Raw genomic sequence first — 16234 nt, 5'->3', positions numbered from 1 at the left:
GCCAGCGGCTAGGGCGCCGGCTTTTCCGCGACGGTGATGCTGACCTGCCCCGCCGGCCCGTCCGCTGGCTGCCAGCCGTCGTGCGAGAGCCGGGACCAGTGCTGACCGTCCACGCGGACCTCGGTGATGGACAGGGCCTTCGCGTTGGCCACGGCCCACTGCGCCACGGCCCACGCCCGGGTGTCCTGGGCCTGGACCGCCACCGTCCGTCCGGCCACCGTTGCCGGGAGGGTGCCGAACGCTGCCATCAGGCGCTGCCGGACCCGGCCGGCGTCCCCGGCGGCCTCCGGCTTGCGCAGCGAGCAATCGAGGCCCGCGGCGGTCTGTCCGGTCAGGGCCGAGGCGAAAGCCCGGGCCATGGCCTCGTGCTGGGCGTACGCACCCGGATACGCAGAACGCTGGACCCGCTGGGCGGCCTCGGTGATGGGAATTACCTCGTAGTCCGGAACTTTTTCGAGCGCATCGTAGAACGCGTTGGTGGCGTGGTACGGGTTCATCACCTGATCCTCGGTGCCCCAGCCCTGTGAGGGCCGCTGCTGGAACAAGCCACGGGAATCCGGGCCCGCCTGGTCGCCGTGGCCGATATTGCGCAACTTCGATTCCTGCATGGATGTGGCCAGGGCGATGCTCGCGGCGCGCGCGGGCAACCCGCGCCGGACCGCCGTCGCGCTGATGAGTGCGGCATTCGCGGCCTGGTCGGTGGCCAGGTCCTCGCCGCCGGCGCCCACCGCGGTGCAGCGCTCGGTGATCAGCGTTTCCGAGCGCTGCAGGAACCCCATCGCTGTGTAGATGCCGCCCGCCACCATGGCCAGGGCCAGTAACAGCACGATCCGACGGCGCCAGCCACCTCTGCGTGCCACGTAACTACTCCCTCGGGCCCGCCAGGGCCGGTCCATGCTTCAGCCGGTCGGTTGTCCGCCGTTGCCTAGTTCGCGTGCAGAGCCTCGTTGAGCTCAACGGTCTGCCCCCGGCGCGGGAGCACTTCCACTTCGCCGGTGGAGGAGTTGCGGCGGAAGAGCAGGTTCGGGACGCCGGATAGTTCGACAGCCTTAACGATCCGGCTGGTGTCCTCGCCGTCGGCGTCTTTCGGCCCGGCCACCCGCACCCGGGTGCCGGCCGTGACGTACAGGCCGGCCTCGACGACGGAGTCGTCGCCGATGCTGATGCCCACGCCGGAGTTGGCGCCGAGCAGGACCCGCTCGCCGAGGGAGATCTTCTCCTTGCCGCCGCCGGAAAGGGTCCCCATGATGGAGGCGCCGCCGCCGACGTCGGAGCCGTCGCCGGCCACTACCCCCGCGGAGATACGGCCCTCGACCATGGACGTGCCGAGCGTGCCGGCGTTGAAGTTCACGAATCCTTCGTGCATGACGGTGGTGCCTTCGGCCAGGTGCGCGCCCAGGCGGACCCGGTCGGCGTCGGCGATCCGGACGCCGGAGGGGATGACGTAGTCGACCATCCGCGGGAACTTGTCCACGCCGTAAACGGTGACGGCGCCGCGCTTGCGCAGCCGGGCACGGGTCAATTCGAAGTCCTCGACGGCGGCGGGGCCGAAGTTGGTCCAGACGACGTTGGGCAGCTTGCCGAAAATGCCGTCCAGGTTGATGCTGTTCGGCTGCACCAGGCGGTGCGAGAGCAGGTGCAGGCGCAGATACGCGTCCGCGGTGTCGGCCGGTGCCTCGTCGAGGTGGATCTGGACGAAAACGACCTTCTGTTCGGTGCCGCGGTCGGCGTCGGTTCCGTGGGCGGCGATGTCCAGCAGCGCCTGGTCCGCGTTGGCGACGTCGCGCAGGTTTTCCGGCGCTGTTCCAAGCGCCGGAGCCGGGAACCAGACGTCCAGCACGGTGGCTTCACCGTTACGGAGGGCGATGGTCGCGACTCCGTATCCGTAGGCGGAGCGGGCGTCGGCGGGCACGGCAGCAGAAGCGGTTTCAGTCATGCGTCAAGTCTATAGAGGGCCCCTGCGCTCCCCGAAACCGGTGACGGCCCAACTGGCTGGCACTGGTTGTCGTAATCACCGCCTGAACCGAAGCGCCCCAAAACGACAACAACTGCGAGTCGGTCGGGTGGGGTAGCGGGCATATACAGTGGAACGGTGACTGAGCACACTGCCCCCGCCCGCCTGGACCTGCGCCAGGACGTTGCCCTGCTGACCGCGGACATCATCGACATTTTCAGCGTCTCGGGGGAGGAGCGCCGGCTGGCCGATGCCGTGGAACACGCGCTCCGTGCCATCCCGCAGCTCGAGCTGACCCGCGACGGCGACGCGCTGATCGCCCGCACTAATCTCGGCCGGAACGAGCGGGTCATCCTTGCCGGGCACCTGGACACCGTCCCGCTGCCGACCACCGACGGCGCGTTGGGCACCTTGCCTTCCTATTGGCCCTCCGGGGCGCCGGGGGAAGGCATCCTCTACGGGCGCGGTGCCACCGACATGAAGGGCGGCGTTGCGGTGCAGCTGGCGCTGGCGGCTGGGCTGTTCGACGGCGGCGCGCAGCCGGACAAGGACGTCACCTTCGTCTTTTATGACCATGAGGAAGTGGAGGGGGTCAAGAGCGGCCTCGGCCGGCTGGTGCGCAACCACGGGGGCCTGCTCGAAGGCGACTTCGCGATCCTCCTGGAACCCACGGACGGGACCGTCGAGGGCGGCTGCAACGGTACCATCCGCTTCGAGGCCACCACAGTGGGCGAGGCGGCCCACTCGGCGCGTGCCTGGATGGGCAGCAACGCCATCCATGCCGCGGCGCCGATCCTCACCAGGCTGGCCGCCTATGAGCCCCGGACCGTCACCGTGGACGGCCTGGACTACCGGGAGAGCCTCAACGCCGTGCGGGTCAACGGCGGAACCGCAGGCAACGTCATCCCGGACCGCTGCGTCGTGGAGATCAACTACCGCTTCGCGCCGGACAAATCCCTGGAACAGGCTGAAGAGCACGTCCGCGAACTGCTGGCCGGGTTCGACCTGGTCCGCACCGACGGTGCGGCCGGGGCCCGCCCAGGCCTGAACCACCCCGCCGCCGCTTCCTTTGTCGCCGCCGTGGGTGCGGAGCCGAAGCCCAAGTACGGCTGGACCGACGTCGCGAGGTTCAGCGAGCTCGGCGTACCTGCCGTGAACTTCGGCCCGGGCGACGCGCTGCTTGCGCACAAGGACGACGAGCACGTGGACGCCGAGGCGATCCGCGAATGCCTGCGGGCGCTGCGGAGCTGGCTGGGCGTGTAGCGCGCCGGGAGCCAAGCGGCCCAGGAAAGCACCAACGCAAGAGGTCCGGAACCCGACGGGGGGTCCCGGACCTCTTGTATTTAGCCGGTGTTAAACGGGAGCGCTGGCTTCGACGCCCACTGGAACGTGGGCGGTGCCGCCGGCGGCCTTCTTGGAGCCGCGCCTCTCGATCCAAATCGCGAGGCGCGAGACTGCCAAGTTGATGAGGATGTAGATGGCAGCAGCGACGAAAAAGATTGGGAACAGGAACTGGGGTCCAAGGAAATCGGCCATCACCTGGACCGCCCTCAGCAGTTCCCCGTACGCGACGATGTAGCCGAGCGAGGTGTCTTTCAAAAGGACCACAAGCTGCGCTACCAGCGAGGGCAGCATCCGGCGGATCGCTTGCGGAAGTTCAATGAAGAGCCGGGACTGGAAACTCGTTAGGCCGATCGCCAGGCCGGCCTCCCGTTGGCCCTTCGGCAGCGACTGGATGCCGGCGCGGATGATTTCCGCGAAGATGGCCGCGTTGTACAGCACCAGACCGGCAACGACGGCGATGTAGGAGCTCGTGCCGAAGACCAGAAGCACGAAGAACATCATGAGCACCACGGGCATGCCGCGCAGGAATTCCAGCACCACCCGGACCGGGATGCGGATGGCCGGTACCAGCGAGATGCGCAGCAGGCTGATGATGAGCCCCAGCGGGAAGGCGATGACTGCTGCCAATGCGGCCGCAGCAAGCGTGGCGCCCAGCCCGTCACCGATCAGCTTCCAGACGTCCGGATTCCCGAAAATTTCCCACCTCCGCGCCTCAAAGATTCCTTGGCCGGCCAGGGTCACGATGGCCAAGGCGAACAGGCCCGCGATGAGGAGCGAGCCGATGATGGAGGCGATCAGGGAAACACGCCGGGCTTTGGGCCCAGGAACATCGTAAAGTACAGACGTCATCGGGCGATCGCCACCTTTCGTTCAACCCGGGCGGCCAGAATACCGAGCGGGACCGTGATGAGCAGGTAGAAGAACGCCACGCCGACCAAGACCCAGAGGACCTTGTCTCCGTTGGCGTTGGCGAGCTGCTTGCCGTAGCCGAAAAGTTCGAGGACAAAGAAGGCGCCGGCAACCGAGGAGTTCTTCACGAGGGCGATCAGAATGTTGATCAACGGCGGAATCACTGTGCGCAGGGCCTGCGGCAGGATGATCAGGGAGAGTACTTGGCTGAACTTCATGCCGATGCTGCGGGCGGCCTCGGCCTGGCCCACGGGGACGCTGTTGACGCCGGAGCGGACGGCCTCCGCGATGAACGCCGACGTGTAGGCGCTCAGGGCGATGATAGCGGCGACTTCGAACTGCTGGAAAGTGACGCCCAGCCGGGGAAGGACTATGGCGGCAAAGAAAAATGCGATGGTCAGCGGGGTGTTACGGACGATTTCGACGTAAAACATGCTGAACCCCCGCAACGCTGCCACGGGCGAGACACGGGCCGCGGCCAGCAGGGTGCCGACGGCCAAGGAGATGATGCCGGAAACTACGGCAAGGAACAGGGTTCTGAGAAAGCCTTCCCAATACAGGGGGAGGTTCTCAATGATGACGTCCATAGGGTCCTTCAGCTGCGTTGAGGGGGTCGAGCGGAAGACGGGAGTGGCGGTCACGGGCCGTGAACGTGGGCCGTGACCGCCACTCCTGGCTAGTAACGGTTGATGGCGGGAAGTTCCGGGGCGGTCTTGATGACCTTGCCGGCGGTTGCCTCCCAGGCCTTCTTGTAGTCGCCGTTCTTAGCGAACTCCTCGAGCTGGTCGTTGATCCAGTTGCGGAACGCGGTGTCGCCCTTCTTCACTCCGATGCCGTAAGGCTCCTTGGTGAAGGTTTCGTCCGAGGCGAGCTTGAAGGCTTCGGGCTCCTTGTCGACGAAGCCGGCCAGGATGACGTTGTCGGTGGTGATGGCTTCAACCTGCTTGTTGCGCAGCGGCTCAAGGCAGGCCGAGTATGTCGCGGCCGGGACCAGGATTGCGCCGTACTTCTGCACGATCGTGTCGGCGGGGGTGGATCCCGTCACGGAGCAGACTTTCTTGCCCTTGACGTCTTCAGGCTTGGTGATGGAGGTGTTGTCCTTGTTCACCATCAGCGCCTGGCCCGCCTCGTAATAGGGGCCAGCGAAGTCGACTTCCTTCTTGCGCTTGTCGTTGATCGTGTAGGTGGCGACGATCATATCCACCTTGCCCTGCTTGAGGAATTCTTCGCGGTTGGCGGATACCGTTTCGACCCACTCGATCTTGTCGGCGGGGATGCCCAGCTTTGCGGCAAGCAGCTTAGCAATCTCCACGTCGAAACCGACAGGCTTGCCGTCGAGGCCCTTCTGACCGAACAGCGGCTGGTCGAACTTGGTGCCCACGGTGATCTTGCCGGCGGAGGCCAGCTTGGCCATCGTCGTATCAGCGGCGAAGCTCGGCTTTTCCGCGACGGGCGGGTTGGTGCCCGTGGAGCTGCCGCCTCCGCAGGCGCTCAAGGACAGGGCCACGGCCGCGGACGCCGCAAGGAGGAGGGACTTCCTCCGGGTCAAAAATGCCTTCATGACATTCCTTTCATTGGAGGACCGCCGTTTGGCGGTCCGGATGCGAAACGGGAAACGGCTAGTGGGTCAGGAGCTTGGACAGGAAGTCCTTGGCCCGGTCGCTCTTCGGGTTGGTGAAGAACTCCTCGGGCGTCGCGTCCTCGACGATTTGGCCGTCGGCCATAAACACCACGCGGTCGGCTGCCTTGCGGGCGAAGCCCATCTCGTGGGTGACGACGATCATCGTCATGCCTTCCTTGGCCAGCTGGATCATGACGTCAAGGACCTCGTTGATCATTTCCGGGTCCAGCGCGGAGGTGGGCTCGTCGAAGAGCATCACCTTCGGCTTCATGGCCAGGGCCCGGGCGATCGCGACACGCTGCTGCTGCCCGCCGGAAAGCTGGGCCGGCAGCTTCGGAGCCTGGTGTCCGACGCCGACGCGCTCCAGCAGTGCCATGGCGTCCTTGTCGGCCTCGGACTTGGACACACCCTTGACCTTGATCGGGCCGAGCGTGACGTTTTCCAGGATCGTCTTGTGCGCGAACAGGTTGAAGGACTGGAACACCATTCCGACGTCGGCGCGCAGCTTTGCCAGTTCCTTGCCCTCTGCGGGAAGTTCCTTGCCGTCGATCGTGATGACGCCGTCGTCGATGGTTTCCAACCGGTTGATGGCGCGGCAGAGCGTTGACTTGCCGGAGCCCGAGGGACCGATGACAACAACGACCTCTCCCTTGCGGACGTTCAGATTGATGTCCTTGAGGACGTGCAACTGGCCGTAATGCTTGTTGACGGCATTCAGGGAGACGAGGGCATCGCCGGGCACTTGAGTAGTCATAAGAAGAATCTAGCGAACATTAGCGGATTATGACCCCAATCACTCGGAGTTGGTCGACATCGTGACCCAAGAGATATCCGCAGGTCAGGGTGCTGCAGCACGGTCCGCCGGGCCCGACGTGCCGCGGAGCCGGACCCGCCGATCCGCGCTAGCCTATGGGCATGAGTACCGAGCCGCAGCCCACCGAAGACCAGAACGCCGCACCGAAGGCAGGTCCCGGGCGGCGGGACGCACCGCCGGCCAACGGCATCCGGCACAAGGGGCCGCTGGAACTGCGCCGCAAGGCGGCCAGGGTCACGATGTCCGACCAGACACTGCTGGACACCAAGGGCCCCGGACAGTTTGTGCACACCGACCCATGGCGGGTCCTGCGGATCCAGAGCGAATTCGTGGAAGGCTTCGGCGCCCTCGCCGACCTCGGGCCGGCAGTCAGTGTTTTCGGCTCCGCCCGGACCGTTCCGGGCAGCCTCAACTACGAGCTCGGCGTCGAGGTGGGCCGCAAACTGGCCGAAGCTGGCCTGGCGGTGATCACCGGCGGCGGTCCCGGGTCCATGGAAGCGGCCAACAAGGGCGCGGTCCAAGGCAACGGGGTATCGGTGGGCCTCGGGATCGAGCTGCCCTTCGAACAAGGCATGAACCAATGGGTGGACCTGGGCATCAACTTCCGTTACTTCTTCGCACGCAAGACCATGTTCGTGAAGTACGCTCAGGGATTCATCGTGCTCCCCGGCGGGCTCGGCACCCTGGATGAGCTCTTCGAGGCCATGGTCCTGGTCCAGACCCGCAAGGTGACTTCGTTCCCGATCGTGCTGATTGGCACCGCCTTCTGGAGCCCGATGCTGGACTGGATCCAGACGACGCTGGTCGCCGAGGGCATGATGGCGGAGGAAGACCTCGACCTGGTGCAGGTGGTCGATGATCCGGCGCTCGCCGTCGAACTTATCGTCGAAGGTGCCGCCCGCCACCGCAACCCGAACGGGACCAACCCCAGCGCTGGAAACGGCAGCGCCGGAAACAACGGCACCGGCGGCGGCGGCAACGGCCCGCGGGGCTGAGCAGTCCGCACGGCCGCGTCTGGCACGATGGAGCTGTGAGTTTCTTCCTGGTCTTCGTGGCGGTCGTGCTGGCCGCCGTCGCCATCCTCGTCGGCACCGACCTGGCCCCGCGGATCTTCCGCCGCCGCGGAGGTGAGCAGCCCTTCAACGACGGCTTCGATGAGCCGGTGGCCTCGCTGCCGGCCGTGCTGCTGCCCGCGGATGCCGCACCCGCCGACGTCGACCGCATCCGGTTCGCCGTTGGCGTGCGCGGCTACCGGATGGACCAGGTGGACCAGGTCCTCGACGAGCTCCGGGACCAGATCGCCCGGAAGGACCGCGAAATTGCCGGCCTCCGTACGGAGCTGGAAAGCACGCTGCGCGAACCCGCGCAGCTCCAACCCGCGCAGTCCGACTCCGCGCAGCCGGAACGGGACGCCGCCCCCGCGCCGGATCCCGCCCCGTGAACGCAACGGCGCAGAACGGCCTTAACTCTGCCGTGTGGAGCCGGATCACCGCAGCCGGCACACACGCTGCCCGCTGGCCGTGGTGGCTGCAGGTCGGCGGCCTTTTCGTGGCCGCCCGACTGGTCAGTGCGTGCATCTTCATGGCGGCCGCCCTGCATCAGGGCGTGAACCCCTGGTTTCCGGCGAAACCGGACTACTGGAACTTCATCAATATCTGGGACGCCCGCTGGTACGGCGAGGCCCTGCGGAACGGCTATCCCACCGAACTACCAACCGACGAGGCGGGCAACGTCCAGGAAAACGCCTGGGCCTTCTACCCGCTTTTCCCCCTGCTGGGCCGCGCGCTCACCGGGCTGAGCGGTATCGCTCCGGCGGCGTCGCTGACGGTCATCGCCATGCTGTCCGGGCTGGCGGCCTCCCTGGTGGTGTACCGTCTCTTCCGGCTCAAGGCCACGCACCGCACCGCGCTCTGGGGCGCGTTGTTCTTCAGCACCTTTCCTGTCGCGGCGGTGCTGCAGGTGCCGTACGCGGAGTCGCTGAACCTGCTGCTGCTGGCCGGCGCCTTGCTGCTGGTGGTTCGCCGGCGGTACCTCCGGGCCATTCCGGTGGTGCTCCTGATGTGCCTGTCCCGGCCCACGGGCGTGCCGTTCGCCGCGATGGCCGGCCTGTTGTTCCTCTCCCGCGTGTACCCGCACCTCGCCGCCCGGTTCCGCGGCCGGTCCGCCCTCGATGTCCAACACGGCCAGCACGGCCCGGCCCGTGGGCAGCAAAGCCCCCACGAGTTGTGGTCCCTGGCCGGCCTGGCGGCCGCCAGTGGCGTCGGCGCGCTGCTGTGGCCCGCCATCGCCTGGGCTACCACCGGCGACGTCCAGGCCTACACCAAGACCGAAACCGTGTGGCGCGGGCACGACCTGGTGCCGTTCAGACCATGGTTCGATACCGGCGTCCAGCTGTTCGGGCCAGTCCTCGGGCTGCTGGCGCCGTTCGTCTTCGTCGCCGCCTTCGTCCTGTTGATGATGTCGAGGCCGGTTGCTGCGCTGGGCACGGAACTGCGGCTCTGGTGCGTTTGTTACGTGGGGTACCTGCTGGTGTTCCTGCACCCGCAAACCAGCACTTTCCGTATGCTCCTGCCGTTGTTCCCGCTGGCCCTCAGTGCGGCCCTGGTCTCGCGTTCGCGCGCCTACCGCGGCACGGTTATTATCATGTTTTTACTGCTACAGATCGTGTGGGTTGTGTGGCTGTGGGCGTGGGCCGAACTGCCCGGCGGCGGCGACTATCCGCCGTGACGCCGGACACCTTTGTGGACCGGGAATGCGGCAATCCTTGGGGCCGGGGAAAGTCCATCGATTAGCTACAAGCGCGTAATTACGGGATAATAGGGCCTAAGCAAGGAAAACTGAGTGTTGAGCCACGGCGGCTGCTCCATCGCCGCCGGGCGGCTTGTTTGACCAAGCGGACACAGCCCGGCCGGGCTGGTAAGTCACGGGACTACTGGAGGGGATATTCCTCATGGCGGCTATGAAACCACGCACCGGCGACGGCCCTATGGAAGTGACCAAAGAGGGCCGCAGCCTGATCATGCGGGTTCCGCTCGAAGGCGGGGGACGGCTTGTGGTCGAACTCAACGCTGCAGAAGCGACAAACCTCAAGGAATGCCTGGTCGGCGTTACCGAATAGCTTCTTCGTCGCGCTCGAAGGGGCCCGCAGCCTGATGGCGGCGGGCCCTTTGCCGCGTCCGGGCTACTTCTTGACAGCCACCAGCAGCCCGTCGCCGGTGGGCAGCATGGCCGAGGCGAGCCGGTCGTCGTCGCGGATGGACTTGCCGATCTGGCGCAGCACAACCGTGGTTGCCTCGCGGGCCGCGGGGTTGGAAACCCGGTCTTTGTCCAGGGCGTCGTTGACGATCAGCAGGCCGCCGGACTTCAGCAGCCGGATGGCCTGCTCGACGTAGCTGGGGTAGCTGGGCTTATCCGCATCGATGAACACCAGGTCGTAGGCGCCGTCCGTCAGGCGCGGCAGCACGTCGCCGGCGCGGCCGGAGATGGTCCGGGTGCGGTTGGCCGGGCTGCCGGCCTCCTGGAAGGACTCCCGTGCGGCGCGCAGGTGCTCGACGTCTACGTCGATCGTGGTCAGGACGGCCTGCGGGCCGAGGCCCCGCAGGATGCAGACGCCGGAGACGCCCGCGCCGGTGCCGATTTCCACCGCGGTCTGCGCCTTCGAGGCGGCGGCGAGGACCGTCAGGACGGCGCCGACGCCGGGCCCGATCGGGGTGACGCCCAGTTCGAAAGACCGTTCGCGCGCGTGCAACAAAACCTCATCCTCGGCAGGCAGATCTTCTGCGTAGGACCAGCTCGTGGACTTATCGGCGCTCATGGGTATCGCTTTCCGGGCAGGAGGGGAGTGTTTCATACAGCGTACTGCGTTCGGCAGGCTCTTCGGCCTTCCGCCGTGGGCGGAAGAACGGGCGACGTCAGGAAATTCCCAGCTTATTTTGAAATGATGGTTATCCGCTCATCCGCGTGGTGATCGGCGCCGAATCTAGGGGTGTAGGAGCTTGCAACAGCAAGTCCCATCCAGGCGTAAGCACCATCCGCGAGGGGAGTGGACAATGTCGGTTCTGGCAGCTGTCCCTGTAACTGATGAGTCCCAGCCCACGGCCGAGGCCGAGTGGGTCAGGCCGACGTGGGAAGAGGTAGTGACCAACCACTCCGCCAAGGTTTACCGCCTGGCGTACCGGCTCACGGGCAACAAATACGACGCCGAGGACCTCACCCAGGAAGTCTTCGTCCGCGTCTTCCGGTCGCTGGAGAACTTCAAGCCCGGCACCCTTGACGGCTGGCTGCACCGCATCACGACCAACCTCTTCCTGGACCAGGCACGGCGCAAGAGCCGGATCCGCTTCGACGCGCTGGCCGAAGACGCCGAATCCCGCATCCCTGGCCGCGAGCCCGGCCCGGAACAAAGCTTTGAATTCAACAACCTGGACCTGGATGTGCAGGCCGCCCTGGAGGAGTTGCCGCCGGATTTCCGCGCCGCCGTGGTGTTGTGCGATCTGGAAGGCTTGTCCTACGACGAGGTCGCCGTGGCGCTGGACGTCAAACTCGGCACCGTCAGGTCCCGTATCCACCGTGGACGGACCATGCTCCGCGAGAAGCTCGCCCACCGCGACCCCAGGCCGCAGCCGGCCGCGAAGCAGTCCCTGAAGCCGCGGATCAAGATGCCGCGCATCGCCGGCCTCCTCTGAACCGGGCAATGGGTCGGCTGAGACATTTCCTGGGTGGCCTTGCGTGCGAATACTTCGGCCGCAGGCTGCGGCGCACCCGGCTCGGTGCGCAACCGGCCGGCAGGGCGCAGCACCGGCAACGGAAACACCTTGAGCGGTGCGCTGTGTGCCGTGAACGGCAGCAGCGCGAACGCCAATACCTCGAACGGCTCCGTGGTGCCGCTGTGCCCGCCGCCAGCGAGGACCTGACCGCCCGCCTGCTGGCCCGCACCGGCGCGCTGGCCGCCGGACAACAGGACGCTGCTGCAGAGGGTGCTCCCGCGCATCCGCGGCCCCCGGGGACCCGGCAGCAGCGCGAGCCGCACCGGGGGAGGCCTTTACGGCTCTCCGCACGGATCGCCGGCGCTCTGGCTGCCGGCGGGGTCCTGATGGGCGGCGCCGCCTACCTGATGGGCGGCGAAACGGCCCTCCCCGCCGATGAAGCGTTCACCTCGGCGTTCGCCGCCCGGAGCGACGCCGGGCCGGCGCTTTCCGCCGAGAGCGTCGCGGGCGCCGCATGGAAGCTCAGCAGCGGACCCGACGTCGCGCCCGCCGGGTCACTGAACGCCGGGCAGCTCGCTCAACTGCGTGCCCGGGGCTGGGCGTGCCCGGAACTGCGGGAGCTGGGCTACCACCTCGTCTGGGCCCGTGGCGGCGTGGCTGACGGCTCGGAGGTCCTGGAGCTTCGCCTCACCGACGGCCGGCACTTCGCCACTGTCCTGGAACAGCATTCCGGCGGCACCGCCGACCACCCGGGCACCGCGGACCCCTCCGGCACGGCGGACGCCCGGCCCGGTGCGGGCCAGCCGGCTACTGCGCCGCCGGTGAACGTGCTGACCGGGCACCCGGCCACCGAGGACGGCTTCGTCGCCGCACCGCTGGGCCCGTCCGCGGCGGACGCCCCCGCCCTGCCGGCCGGGCAGCTCTGGGTCAACCGGCAGGACCCCTTCCGGGCCATCTACCGGACCTCCGCAGCCACCTTCACGTATATCTCCGAACTCCCGGCAGAACAGGCCGACGACGGCGTGGGCGCCTTGGTGCACGCACGTCCCGCCACGGTTCCGGCGGTGCCGGCCTCCGAGGCGGTCCCTGCCCGGCTGGAGCGCGGCTTGGAGCGCATGGTGGAGATGCTCGCCCGATGATGCGGAGCGCCCGCATCGCCGCTTGGCGGGGCCCGCCGACCGGGCCGCAGCGGGGTCTCGGCCGAATCGTCGCGCACCGGAGTGAGAGGGTAATCTTCCTAGAGTGCTTGGAATCAACGGACCGGAGTTCATACTTCTGCTGATCATCGGACTCTTGGTGATCGGTCCCAGCAGACTGCCCGAATACACCCAGAAGCTGGCCAACATCGTCAAGGAAGTCCGACGGATGGCATCCGGCGCCCGGGAGCAGATCAAGGAAGAAGTCGGCATCGACATCGACGATGTGGACTGGAAGAAATACGATCCCCGGCAGTACGACCCCCGGCGGATCATCAAGGAAGCGCTGCTGGAGGACGACACCAAGCCCATGAGCGCCGGTGCACCCGCGGCGGTGGCCACCGCCGAGGAGCGCCGGCCCCCGCGGGTCGTCGAGCGGCTGCCCGAGGGCGAGGCCGCGCCGTTCGACTCCGAGGCCACCTAAGCCCTAAGCGGGAAACCCCGGCAGGAGCGGGTCCGGCGCGCGTCAGCGGGGCTGGAGGCCCAGCGGCATGCCTTTGAGCCCGCGGGGGCTGGAAGCCAGTTTGCCGGCAATGCCCGCCAAGGCCAGCGCAGCCGGCGTTTCGGGGCGACCCAGCACCAGCGGGACCCCGCTGTCCCCGCCTTCGCGAAGCAGGATGTCCAGCGGGATCTGGCCCAGCAGCGGTACCTCGGCGCCGACCGTAGCGGTGAGCCGCTCGGCGAGCACGGCGCCACCGCCGCTGCCGAACAGATCCATCCGGCCGCCGTCGGGCATTTCCAGATACGACATGTTTTCCACCACGCCGGCCACGGACTGCCCGGTCTGGACCGCGATCGCCCCGGCCCGCTCGGCCACGTCAGCGGCCGCGGCCTGCGGAGTGGTGACCACCAGGATCTGCGCCTTGGGCAGCAGTTGGGCCACGGAGATGGCGATGTCGCCAGTGCCGGGCGGCAAATCCAGGAAGAGGGCGTCCAGGTCGCCGAAGTAGACATCGGTGAGGAACTGCTCCAGGGCGCGGTGCAGCATCGGCCCGCGCCAGGCCACCGGCTGGTTGCCCGTGACGAACATGCCGATGGAGATGACTTTGACCCCGTAGGCCACCGGCGGCAGGATCATGTCGTCCACCTGGGTGGGTGCCTGGCGGATGCCCATCAGCGCAGGGACCGAGAAGCCGTACACGTCGGCGTCGACGATGCCCACCCGAAGCCCCTGCGCCGCGAGGGCGCAGGCCAGGTTCACGGTGACCGATGACTTTCCCACCCCGCCCTTGCCGCTCGCCACGGCATACACCTTGGTCAGGGAGCCCGGGGCATTGAACGGGATGCCGCGCGCACCGCCGGGGCCGCGCAGCCGCTCCTTGAGCGCATCGCGCTGGTCTTGGCGCATGACCTTGAGTTCGACGTCGACGGCAGTGACGCCCGGCACGGCGGCCAGCGCCGCCTCGCAGTCCGCGGTGATGGTGCCGCGCAGCGGGCAGCCCGCGATGGTCAGCAGCACGGTGATCGATGCCCGGCCGTCGTCGGAGACGTTCACCGCCTCAACCATGCCGAGCTCGGTGATGGGGCGGCGCAGTTCCGGGTCGATGACGGTGGCAAGTGCCGCGTGCACGGCCTGTTCCAGGGCGGCGGCCGGGGCTGATCCGTGCGGGATGCTCATTGCGGGGTGTGGCTCAGCTTTCGGGGAGGGGGCGTGGGGCGGACGGTTCCGGGTTGTCCGGCCTGCCCTCGGTCCGGACGCGGGGGATCTGCTGGGTGCGGGGGCTGCGCTGCTTGTCGCGGCGTTCCTTGAGTTTTTCCCTGACCTTCTCGCGCGGGGACTCGTGGACGCTGGCGGACGAGTCGTGGCTGCGTAGTTCCTCCTGTGCCTCCAGCATGTCCTCGAGCAGGCTGCGCAGCTCGGCCCGGACGTAGTCGCGGGTGGCGACCTCGCGCAGGGCGATGCGCAGCGAGGCCAGCTCCCGGGTCAGGTACTCGGTGTCGGAGAGGTTCCGTTCGGCGCGCTGGCGGTCCTGCTGCAGCGAGACGCGGTCCCGGTCGTCCTGCCGGTTCTGCGCCAGCAGCAGCAGCGGGGCGGCGTAGGAAGCCTGCAGCGACAGCATCAGGGTCAGCAGCGTGTAGCCGAGGGCCCGCGAGTCGAACTGCCACTCCAGCGGAGCGAAGGTGTTCCATCCCAGCCAGACGACCACGAACACCGTCATGTACACAAGGAACTGTGGCGTGCCCATAAAGCGGGCAAAGCCTTCCGTGGCGTGGCCGAAGGCATCCGGGTTGGGGGAGAACTTCGGCAGGATCCGCTGCCGGCCGCTCAGCGGGGTGTCGAGGCTGCCGGTGGTTCGTGCTCCCGGGCGGACGTTGGAGTTCCGTTGCGTGCTGATATCAGCCAATGCGGCCTCCAAGCTTCCTTATCGGGGCGTCGTCCTCGTGGGCGCGCCAGTCATCGGGCAACAGATGATCAAGCACGTCATCAACAGTCACCGCCCCGACGAGCCGGCCGTCGTCGTTGACCACGGGGAGTGAGTTGAGGTTGTAGGTGGCGAGGGCGCGCGCGACTTCGCTGATGTGGGCCTGGTCCGAGACCGGTTCGAGGTTCTTGTCCACGAGGTTGCCCAGCGGTTCCGGCGGCGGGTAGCGCAGCAGTTGCTGGATGTGCACGACGCCGAGGAAGCGGCCCGTCGGCGTCTCCAGCGGCGGCCGGGCGATGAAGATCGAGGAGGCCAGCGCAGGGGAGAGCTCCTCGCGCCGGACGTGGGCGAGGGCCTCGGCGACGGTCGCTTCCGGGGGCAGGATGACCGGGACAGGGGTCATCAGGCCGCCGGCGGTGTCCTCGTCGTATTCGAGCAGGCGGCGCACATCCTCGGCGCCTTCGGGTTCCATCAGCTGCAGCAGTTCCTCGGCCTGCGCGCTGGGCAGTTCAGCGAGGAGGTCCGCGGCGTCGTCGGGGTCCATTTCCTCCAGCACGTCGGCGGCGCGCTCGACGTCGAGGGCGGAGAGGATTTCCACCTGGTCGCCCTCCGGCATTTCCTGCAGCACGTCGGCGAGGCGTTCGTCCTGGAGTTCGCTGGCCACCTCGAAGCGGCGCTTGTCGCTCATCTCCTGCAGCGCCTCGGCAAAGTCGGCCGGCTTGAGGTCCTCGTGCGTGGCGACGAAAGCGGTGGCGGCCTGGGGCTCCGTGCGGGCGCCCTGCTGGGCATCGGCCCAGTCGATGATCATGGTCTCGTTGCGGCGCAGCCGGCTCAGGGGCGAGAGCGAGTGGCCGCGGCGGACGAAGAGCTTGCTGACGAACCAGTCGCCGGAGCGGTGCCGGTCCATCGCGATGTCCTCGATGGTGGCGTCCCCGCTGCCGTCGGCGAGGGTCACGCGGCGGTCGAACATCTCGGCGACCACGAGCATTTCCGCGCCGCGCTGTTCGAAGCGGCGCAGGTTCACCAGCCCGGTGCAGATGACCTGGGTCTGGTCGATAGAGGTGATGCGGGTCATCGGCACGAACACCCGCTTCTTGCCGGGGACCTCGACGACGATGCCGACCACGTGCGGGGCGCCCCGGTTGCCGCGGGAGAGCACCACCACGTCGCGCAGCCGGCCCAGACGGTCGCCCAGGGGGTCGAAGACGTCCAGTCCGAGGAGGCGCGCGACAAATACCCGCGAAAGAGTTGTGCTCACCCCTACAGGCTACCGAGTCTGCTCTCTTTTAGCTGAATTTGCAGCCGCCGCCCAGCTGGATGGGCGAGA

At 67.6% G+C, this 16234-nt stretch carries 18 protein-coding genes; 8 read left to right on the top strand and 10 right to left on the bottom strand.

The genetic code is table 11. The features are described 5' to 3' along the window. Window positions 1-8 precede the first annotated feature (8 nt). Both ACUYM2_RS13330 and dapD read right to left on the bottom strand, forming a co-directional pair. A complete protein-coding gene (locus ACUYM2_RS13330) occupies window positions 9-860 on the bottom strand; it encodes a hypothetical protein (RefSeq protein ID WP_481600485.1) in 852 nt (283 codons plus the stop codon). A gap of 65 nt (window positions 861-925) precedes the next feature. Continuing rightward, window positions 926-1936, bottom strand: a complete 1011-nt coding sequence (gene dapD, locus ACUYM2_RS13325) for a 2,3,4,5-tetrahydropyridine-2,6-dicarboxylate N-succinyltransferase (RefSeq protein WP_481600484.1) — start codon at window positions 1934-1936, stop codon at window positions 926-928. A gap of 156 nt (window positions 1937-2092) precedes the next feature. Between dapD and dapE the strand changes: the two genes are divergently transcribed. Continuing rightward, on the top strand, window positions 2093-3217 hold the full coding sequence (gene dapE, locus ACUYM2_RS13320; RefSeq protein WP_481600483.1) for a succinyl-diaminopimelate desuccinylase: 1125 nt from the start codon (window positions 2093-2095) through the stop codon (window positions 3215-3217). A 90-nt stretch (window positions 3218-3307) separates the two neighbouring features. Here dapE and ACUYM2_RS13315 read toward each other — a convergent pair whose 3' ends face one another. The 4 genes from ACUYM2_RS13315 to ACUYM2_RS13300 all read right to left on the bottom strand — a co-directional run bounded on the left by ACUYM2_RS13315 (window position 3308) and on the right by ACUYM2_RS13300 (window position 6582). After that, on the bottom strand, window positions 3308-4147 hold the full coding sequence (locus tag ACUYM2_RS13315; RefSeq protein ID WP_481600482.1) for an amino acid ABC transporter permease: 840 nt from the start codon (window positions 4145-4147) through the stop codon (window positions 3308-3310). Next, window positions 4144-4794 (bottom strand): amino acid ABC transporter permease, encoded by a 651-nt coding sequence (locus ACUYM2_RS13310; protein WP_481601497.1) that lies wholly within the window; start codon window positions 4792-4794, stop codon window positions 4144-4146. The genes ACUYM2_RS13315 and ACUYM2_RS13310 overlap by 4 nt, the downstream gene beginning before the upstream one ends. Before the next feature lie 89 nt (window positions 4795-4883). Next, window positions 4884-5768 carry a glutamate ABC transporter substrate-binding protein gene (locus tag ACUYM2_RS13305; RefSeq protein WP_481600481.1) on the bottom strand — a complete coding sequence of 295 codons (885 nt, stop codon included), beginning with the start codon at window positions 5766-5768 and terminating at the stop codon, window positions 4884-4886. Between the two features lie 58 nt (window positions 5769-5826). Beyond that, the gene (locus ACUYM2_RS13300) at window positions 5827-6582 is read right to left on the bottom strand and encodes an amino acid ABC transporter ATP-binding protein (protein WP_481600480.1); all 756 of its coding nucleotides are present in this window, start codon (window positions 6580-6582) and stop codon (window positions 5827-5829) included. Window positions 6583-6737: 155 nt separating this feature from the next. Between ACUYM2_RS13300 and ACUYM2_RS13295 the strand changes: the two genes are divergently transcribed. From ACUYM2_RS13295 to ACUYM2_RS13280, 4 genes are all read left to right on the top strand, one after another. Continuing rightward, window positions 6738-7637 (top strand): LOG family protein, encoded by a 900-nt coding sequence (locus ACUYM2_RS13295; protein WP_481600479.1) that lies wholly within the window; start codon window positions 6738-6740, stop codon window positions 7635-7637. A 35-nt stretch (window positions 7638-7672) separates the two neighbouring features. Continuing rightward, window positions 7673-8083, top strand: a complete 411-nt coding sequence (locus tag ACUYM2_RS13290) for a DivIVA domain-containing protein (protein ID WP_481600478.1) — start codon at window positions 7673-7675, stop codon at window positions 8081-8083. A gap of 32 nt (window positions 8084-8115) precedes the next feature. Further along, complete coding sequence (locus ACUYM2_RS13285) at window positions 8116-9369, top strand: hypothetical protein (protein WP_481601496.1); 1254 nt, start codon at window positions 8116-8118, stop codon at window positions 9367-9369. A 223-nt stretch (window positions 9370-9592) separates the two neighbouring features. After that, window positions 9593-9760, top strand: coding sequence for a DUF3117 domain-containing protein (locus ACUYM2_RS13280; RefSeq protein WP_079550332.1), 168 nt, complete (start codon window positions 9593-9595; stop codon window positions 9758-9760). A 63-nt stretch (window positions 9761-9823) separates the two neighbouring features. Here ACUYM2_RS13280 and ACUYM2_RS13275 read toward each other — a convergent pair whose 3' ends face one another. Further along, the gene (locus ACUYM2_RS13275) at window positions 9824-10456 is read right to left on the bottom strand and encodes an O-methyltransferase (RefSeq protein WP_481600477.1); all 633 of its coding nucleotides are present in this window, start codon (window positions 10454-10456) and stop codon (window positions 9824-9826) included. Between the two features lie 235 nt (window positions 10457-10691). Between ACUYM2_RS13275 and sigE the strand changes: the two genes are divergently transcribed. The 3 genes from sigE to ACUYM2_RS13260 all read left to right on the top strand — a co-directional run bounded on the left by sigE (window position 10692) and on the right by ACUYM2_RS13260 (window position 12968). Then, complete coding sequence (gene sigE, locus ACUYM2_RS13270) at window positions 10692-11327, top strand: RNA polymerase sigma factor SigE (RefSeq protein ID WP_481600476.1); 636 nt, start codon at window positions 10692-10694, stop codon at window positions 11325-11327. A gap of 143 nt (window positions 11328-11470) precedes the next feature. Next, a complete protein-coding gene (locus tag ACUYM2_RS13265; RefSeq protein WP_481600475.1) occupies window positions 11471-12487 on the top strand; it encodes a hypothetical protein in 1017 nt (338 codons plus the stop codon). Between the two features lie 103 nt (window positions 12488-12590). Beyond that, a complete protein-coding gene (locus tag ACUYM2_RS13260) occupies window positions 12591-12968 on the top strand; it encodes a twin-arginine translocase TatA/TatE family subunit (RefSeq protein WP_481600474.1) in 378 nt (125 codons plus the stop codon). Between the two features lie 42 nt (window positions 12969-13010). Here ACUYM2_RS13260 and ACUYM2_RS13255 read toward each other — a convergent pair whose 3' ends face one another. Genes ACUYM2_RS13255 through ACUYM2_RS13245 form a run of 3 tightly spaced genes read right to left on the bottom strand, consistent with a single transcriptional unit; the run spans window position 13011 to window position 16165 of the window. Beyond that, entirely contained in the window at window positions 13011-14162 is a 1152-nt protein-coding gene (locus ACUYM2_RS13255; protein ID WP_481600473.1) for an Mrp/NBP35 family ATP-binding protein, read from the bottom strand. A 13-nt stretch (window positions 14163-14175) separates the two neighbouring features. Further along, window positions 14176-14901 (bottom strand): DUF1003 domain-containing protein, encoded by a 726-nt coding sequence (locus ACUYM2_RS13250; protein ID WP_481600472.1) that lies wholly within the window; start codon window positions 14899-14901, stop codon window positions 14176-14178. After that, window positions 14882-16165 carry a magnesium transporter MgtE N-terminal domain-containing protein gene (locus ACUYM2_RS13245; protein WP_479781137.1) on the bottom strand — a complete coding sequence of 428 codons (1284 nt, stop codon included), beginning with the start codon at window positions 16163-16165 and terminating at the stop codon, window positions 14882-14884. The genes ACUYM2_RS13250 and ACUYM2_RS13245 overlap by 20 nt, the downstream gene beginning before the upstream one ends. Between the last annotated feature and the right edge of the window lie 69 nt (window positions 16166-16234).

The sequence above is a fragment of the Arthrobacter sp. SD1074B genome (assembly GCF_056780195.1).
This window is presented reverse-complemented; position numbering and strand designations above follow the sequence as displayed.

Coding starts and splice junctions, on each gene's coding strand:
- dapD (WP_481600484.1), bottom strand. CDS start 1,936: ATGACTGAAACCGCTTCTGCTGCCGTGCCCGCCGACGCCCGCTCCGCC.
- ACUYM2_RS13315 (WP_481600482.1), bottom strand. CDS start 4,147: ATGACGTCTGTACTTTACGATGTTCCTGGGCCCAAAGCCCGGCGTGTT.
- ACUYM2_RS13310 (WP_481601497.1), bottom strand. CDS start 4,794: ATGGACGTCATCATTGAGAACCTCCCCCTGTATTGGGAAGGCTTTCTC.
- ACUYM2_RS13305 (WP_481600481.1), bottom strand. CDS start 5,768: ATGAAGGCATTTTTGACCCGGAGGAAGTCCCTCCTCCTTGCGGCGTCC.
- ACUYM2_RS13300 (WP_481600480.1), bottom strand. CDS start 6,582: ATGACTACTCAAGTGCCCGGCGATGCCCTCGTCTCCCTGAATGCCGTC.
- ACUYM2_RS13295 (WP_481600479.1), top strand. CDS start 6,738: ATGGGCATGAGTACCGAGCCGCAGCCCACCGAAGACCAGAACGCCGCA.
- ACUYM2_RS13280 (WP_079550332.1), top strand. CDS start 9,593: ATGGCGGCTATGAAACCACGCACCGGCGACGGCCCTATGGAAGTGACC.
- ACUYM2_RS13275 (WP_481600477.1), bottom strand. CDS start 10,456: ATGAGCGCCGATAAGTCCACGAGCTGGTCCTACGCAGAAGATCTGCCT.
- sigE (WP_481600476.1), top strand. CDS start 10,692: ATGTCGGTTCTGGCAGCTGTCCCTGTAACTGATGAGTCCCAGCCCACG.
- ACUYM2_RS13255 (WP_481600473.1), bottom strand. CDS start 14,162: ATGAGCATCCCGCACGGATCAGCCCCGGCCGCCGCCCTGGAACAGGCC.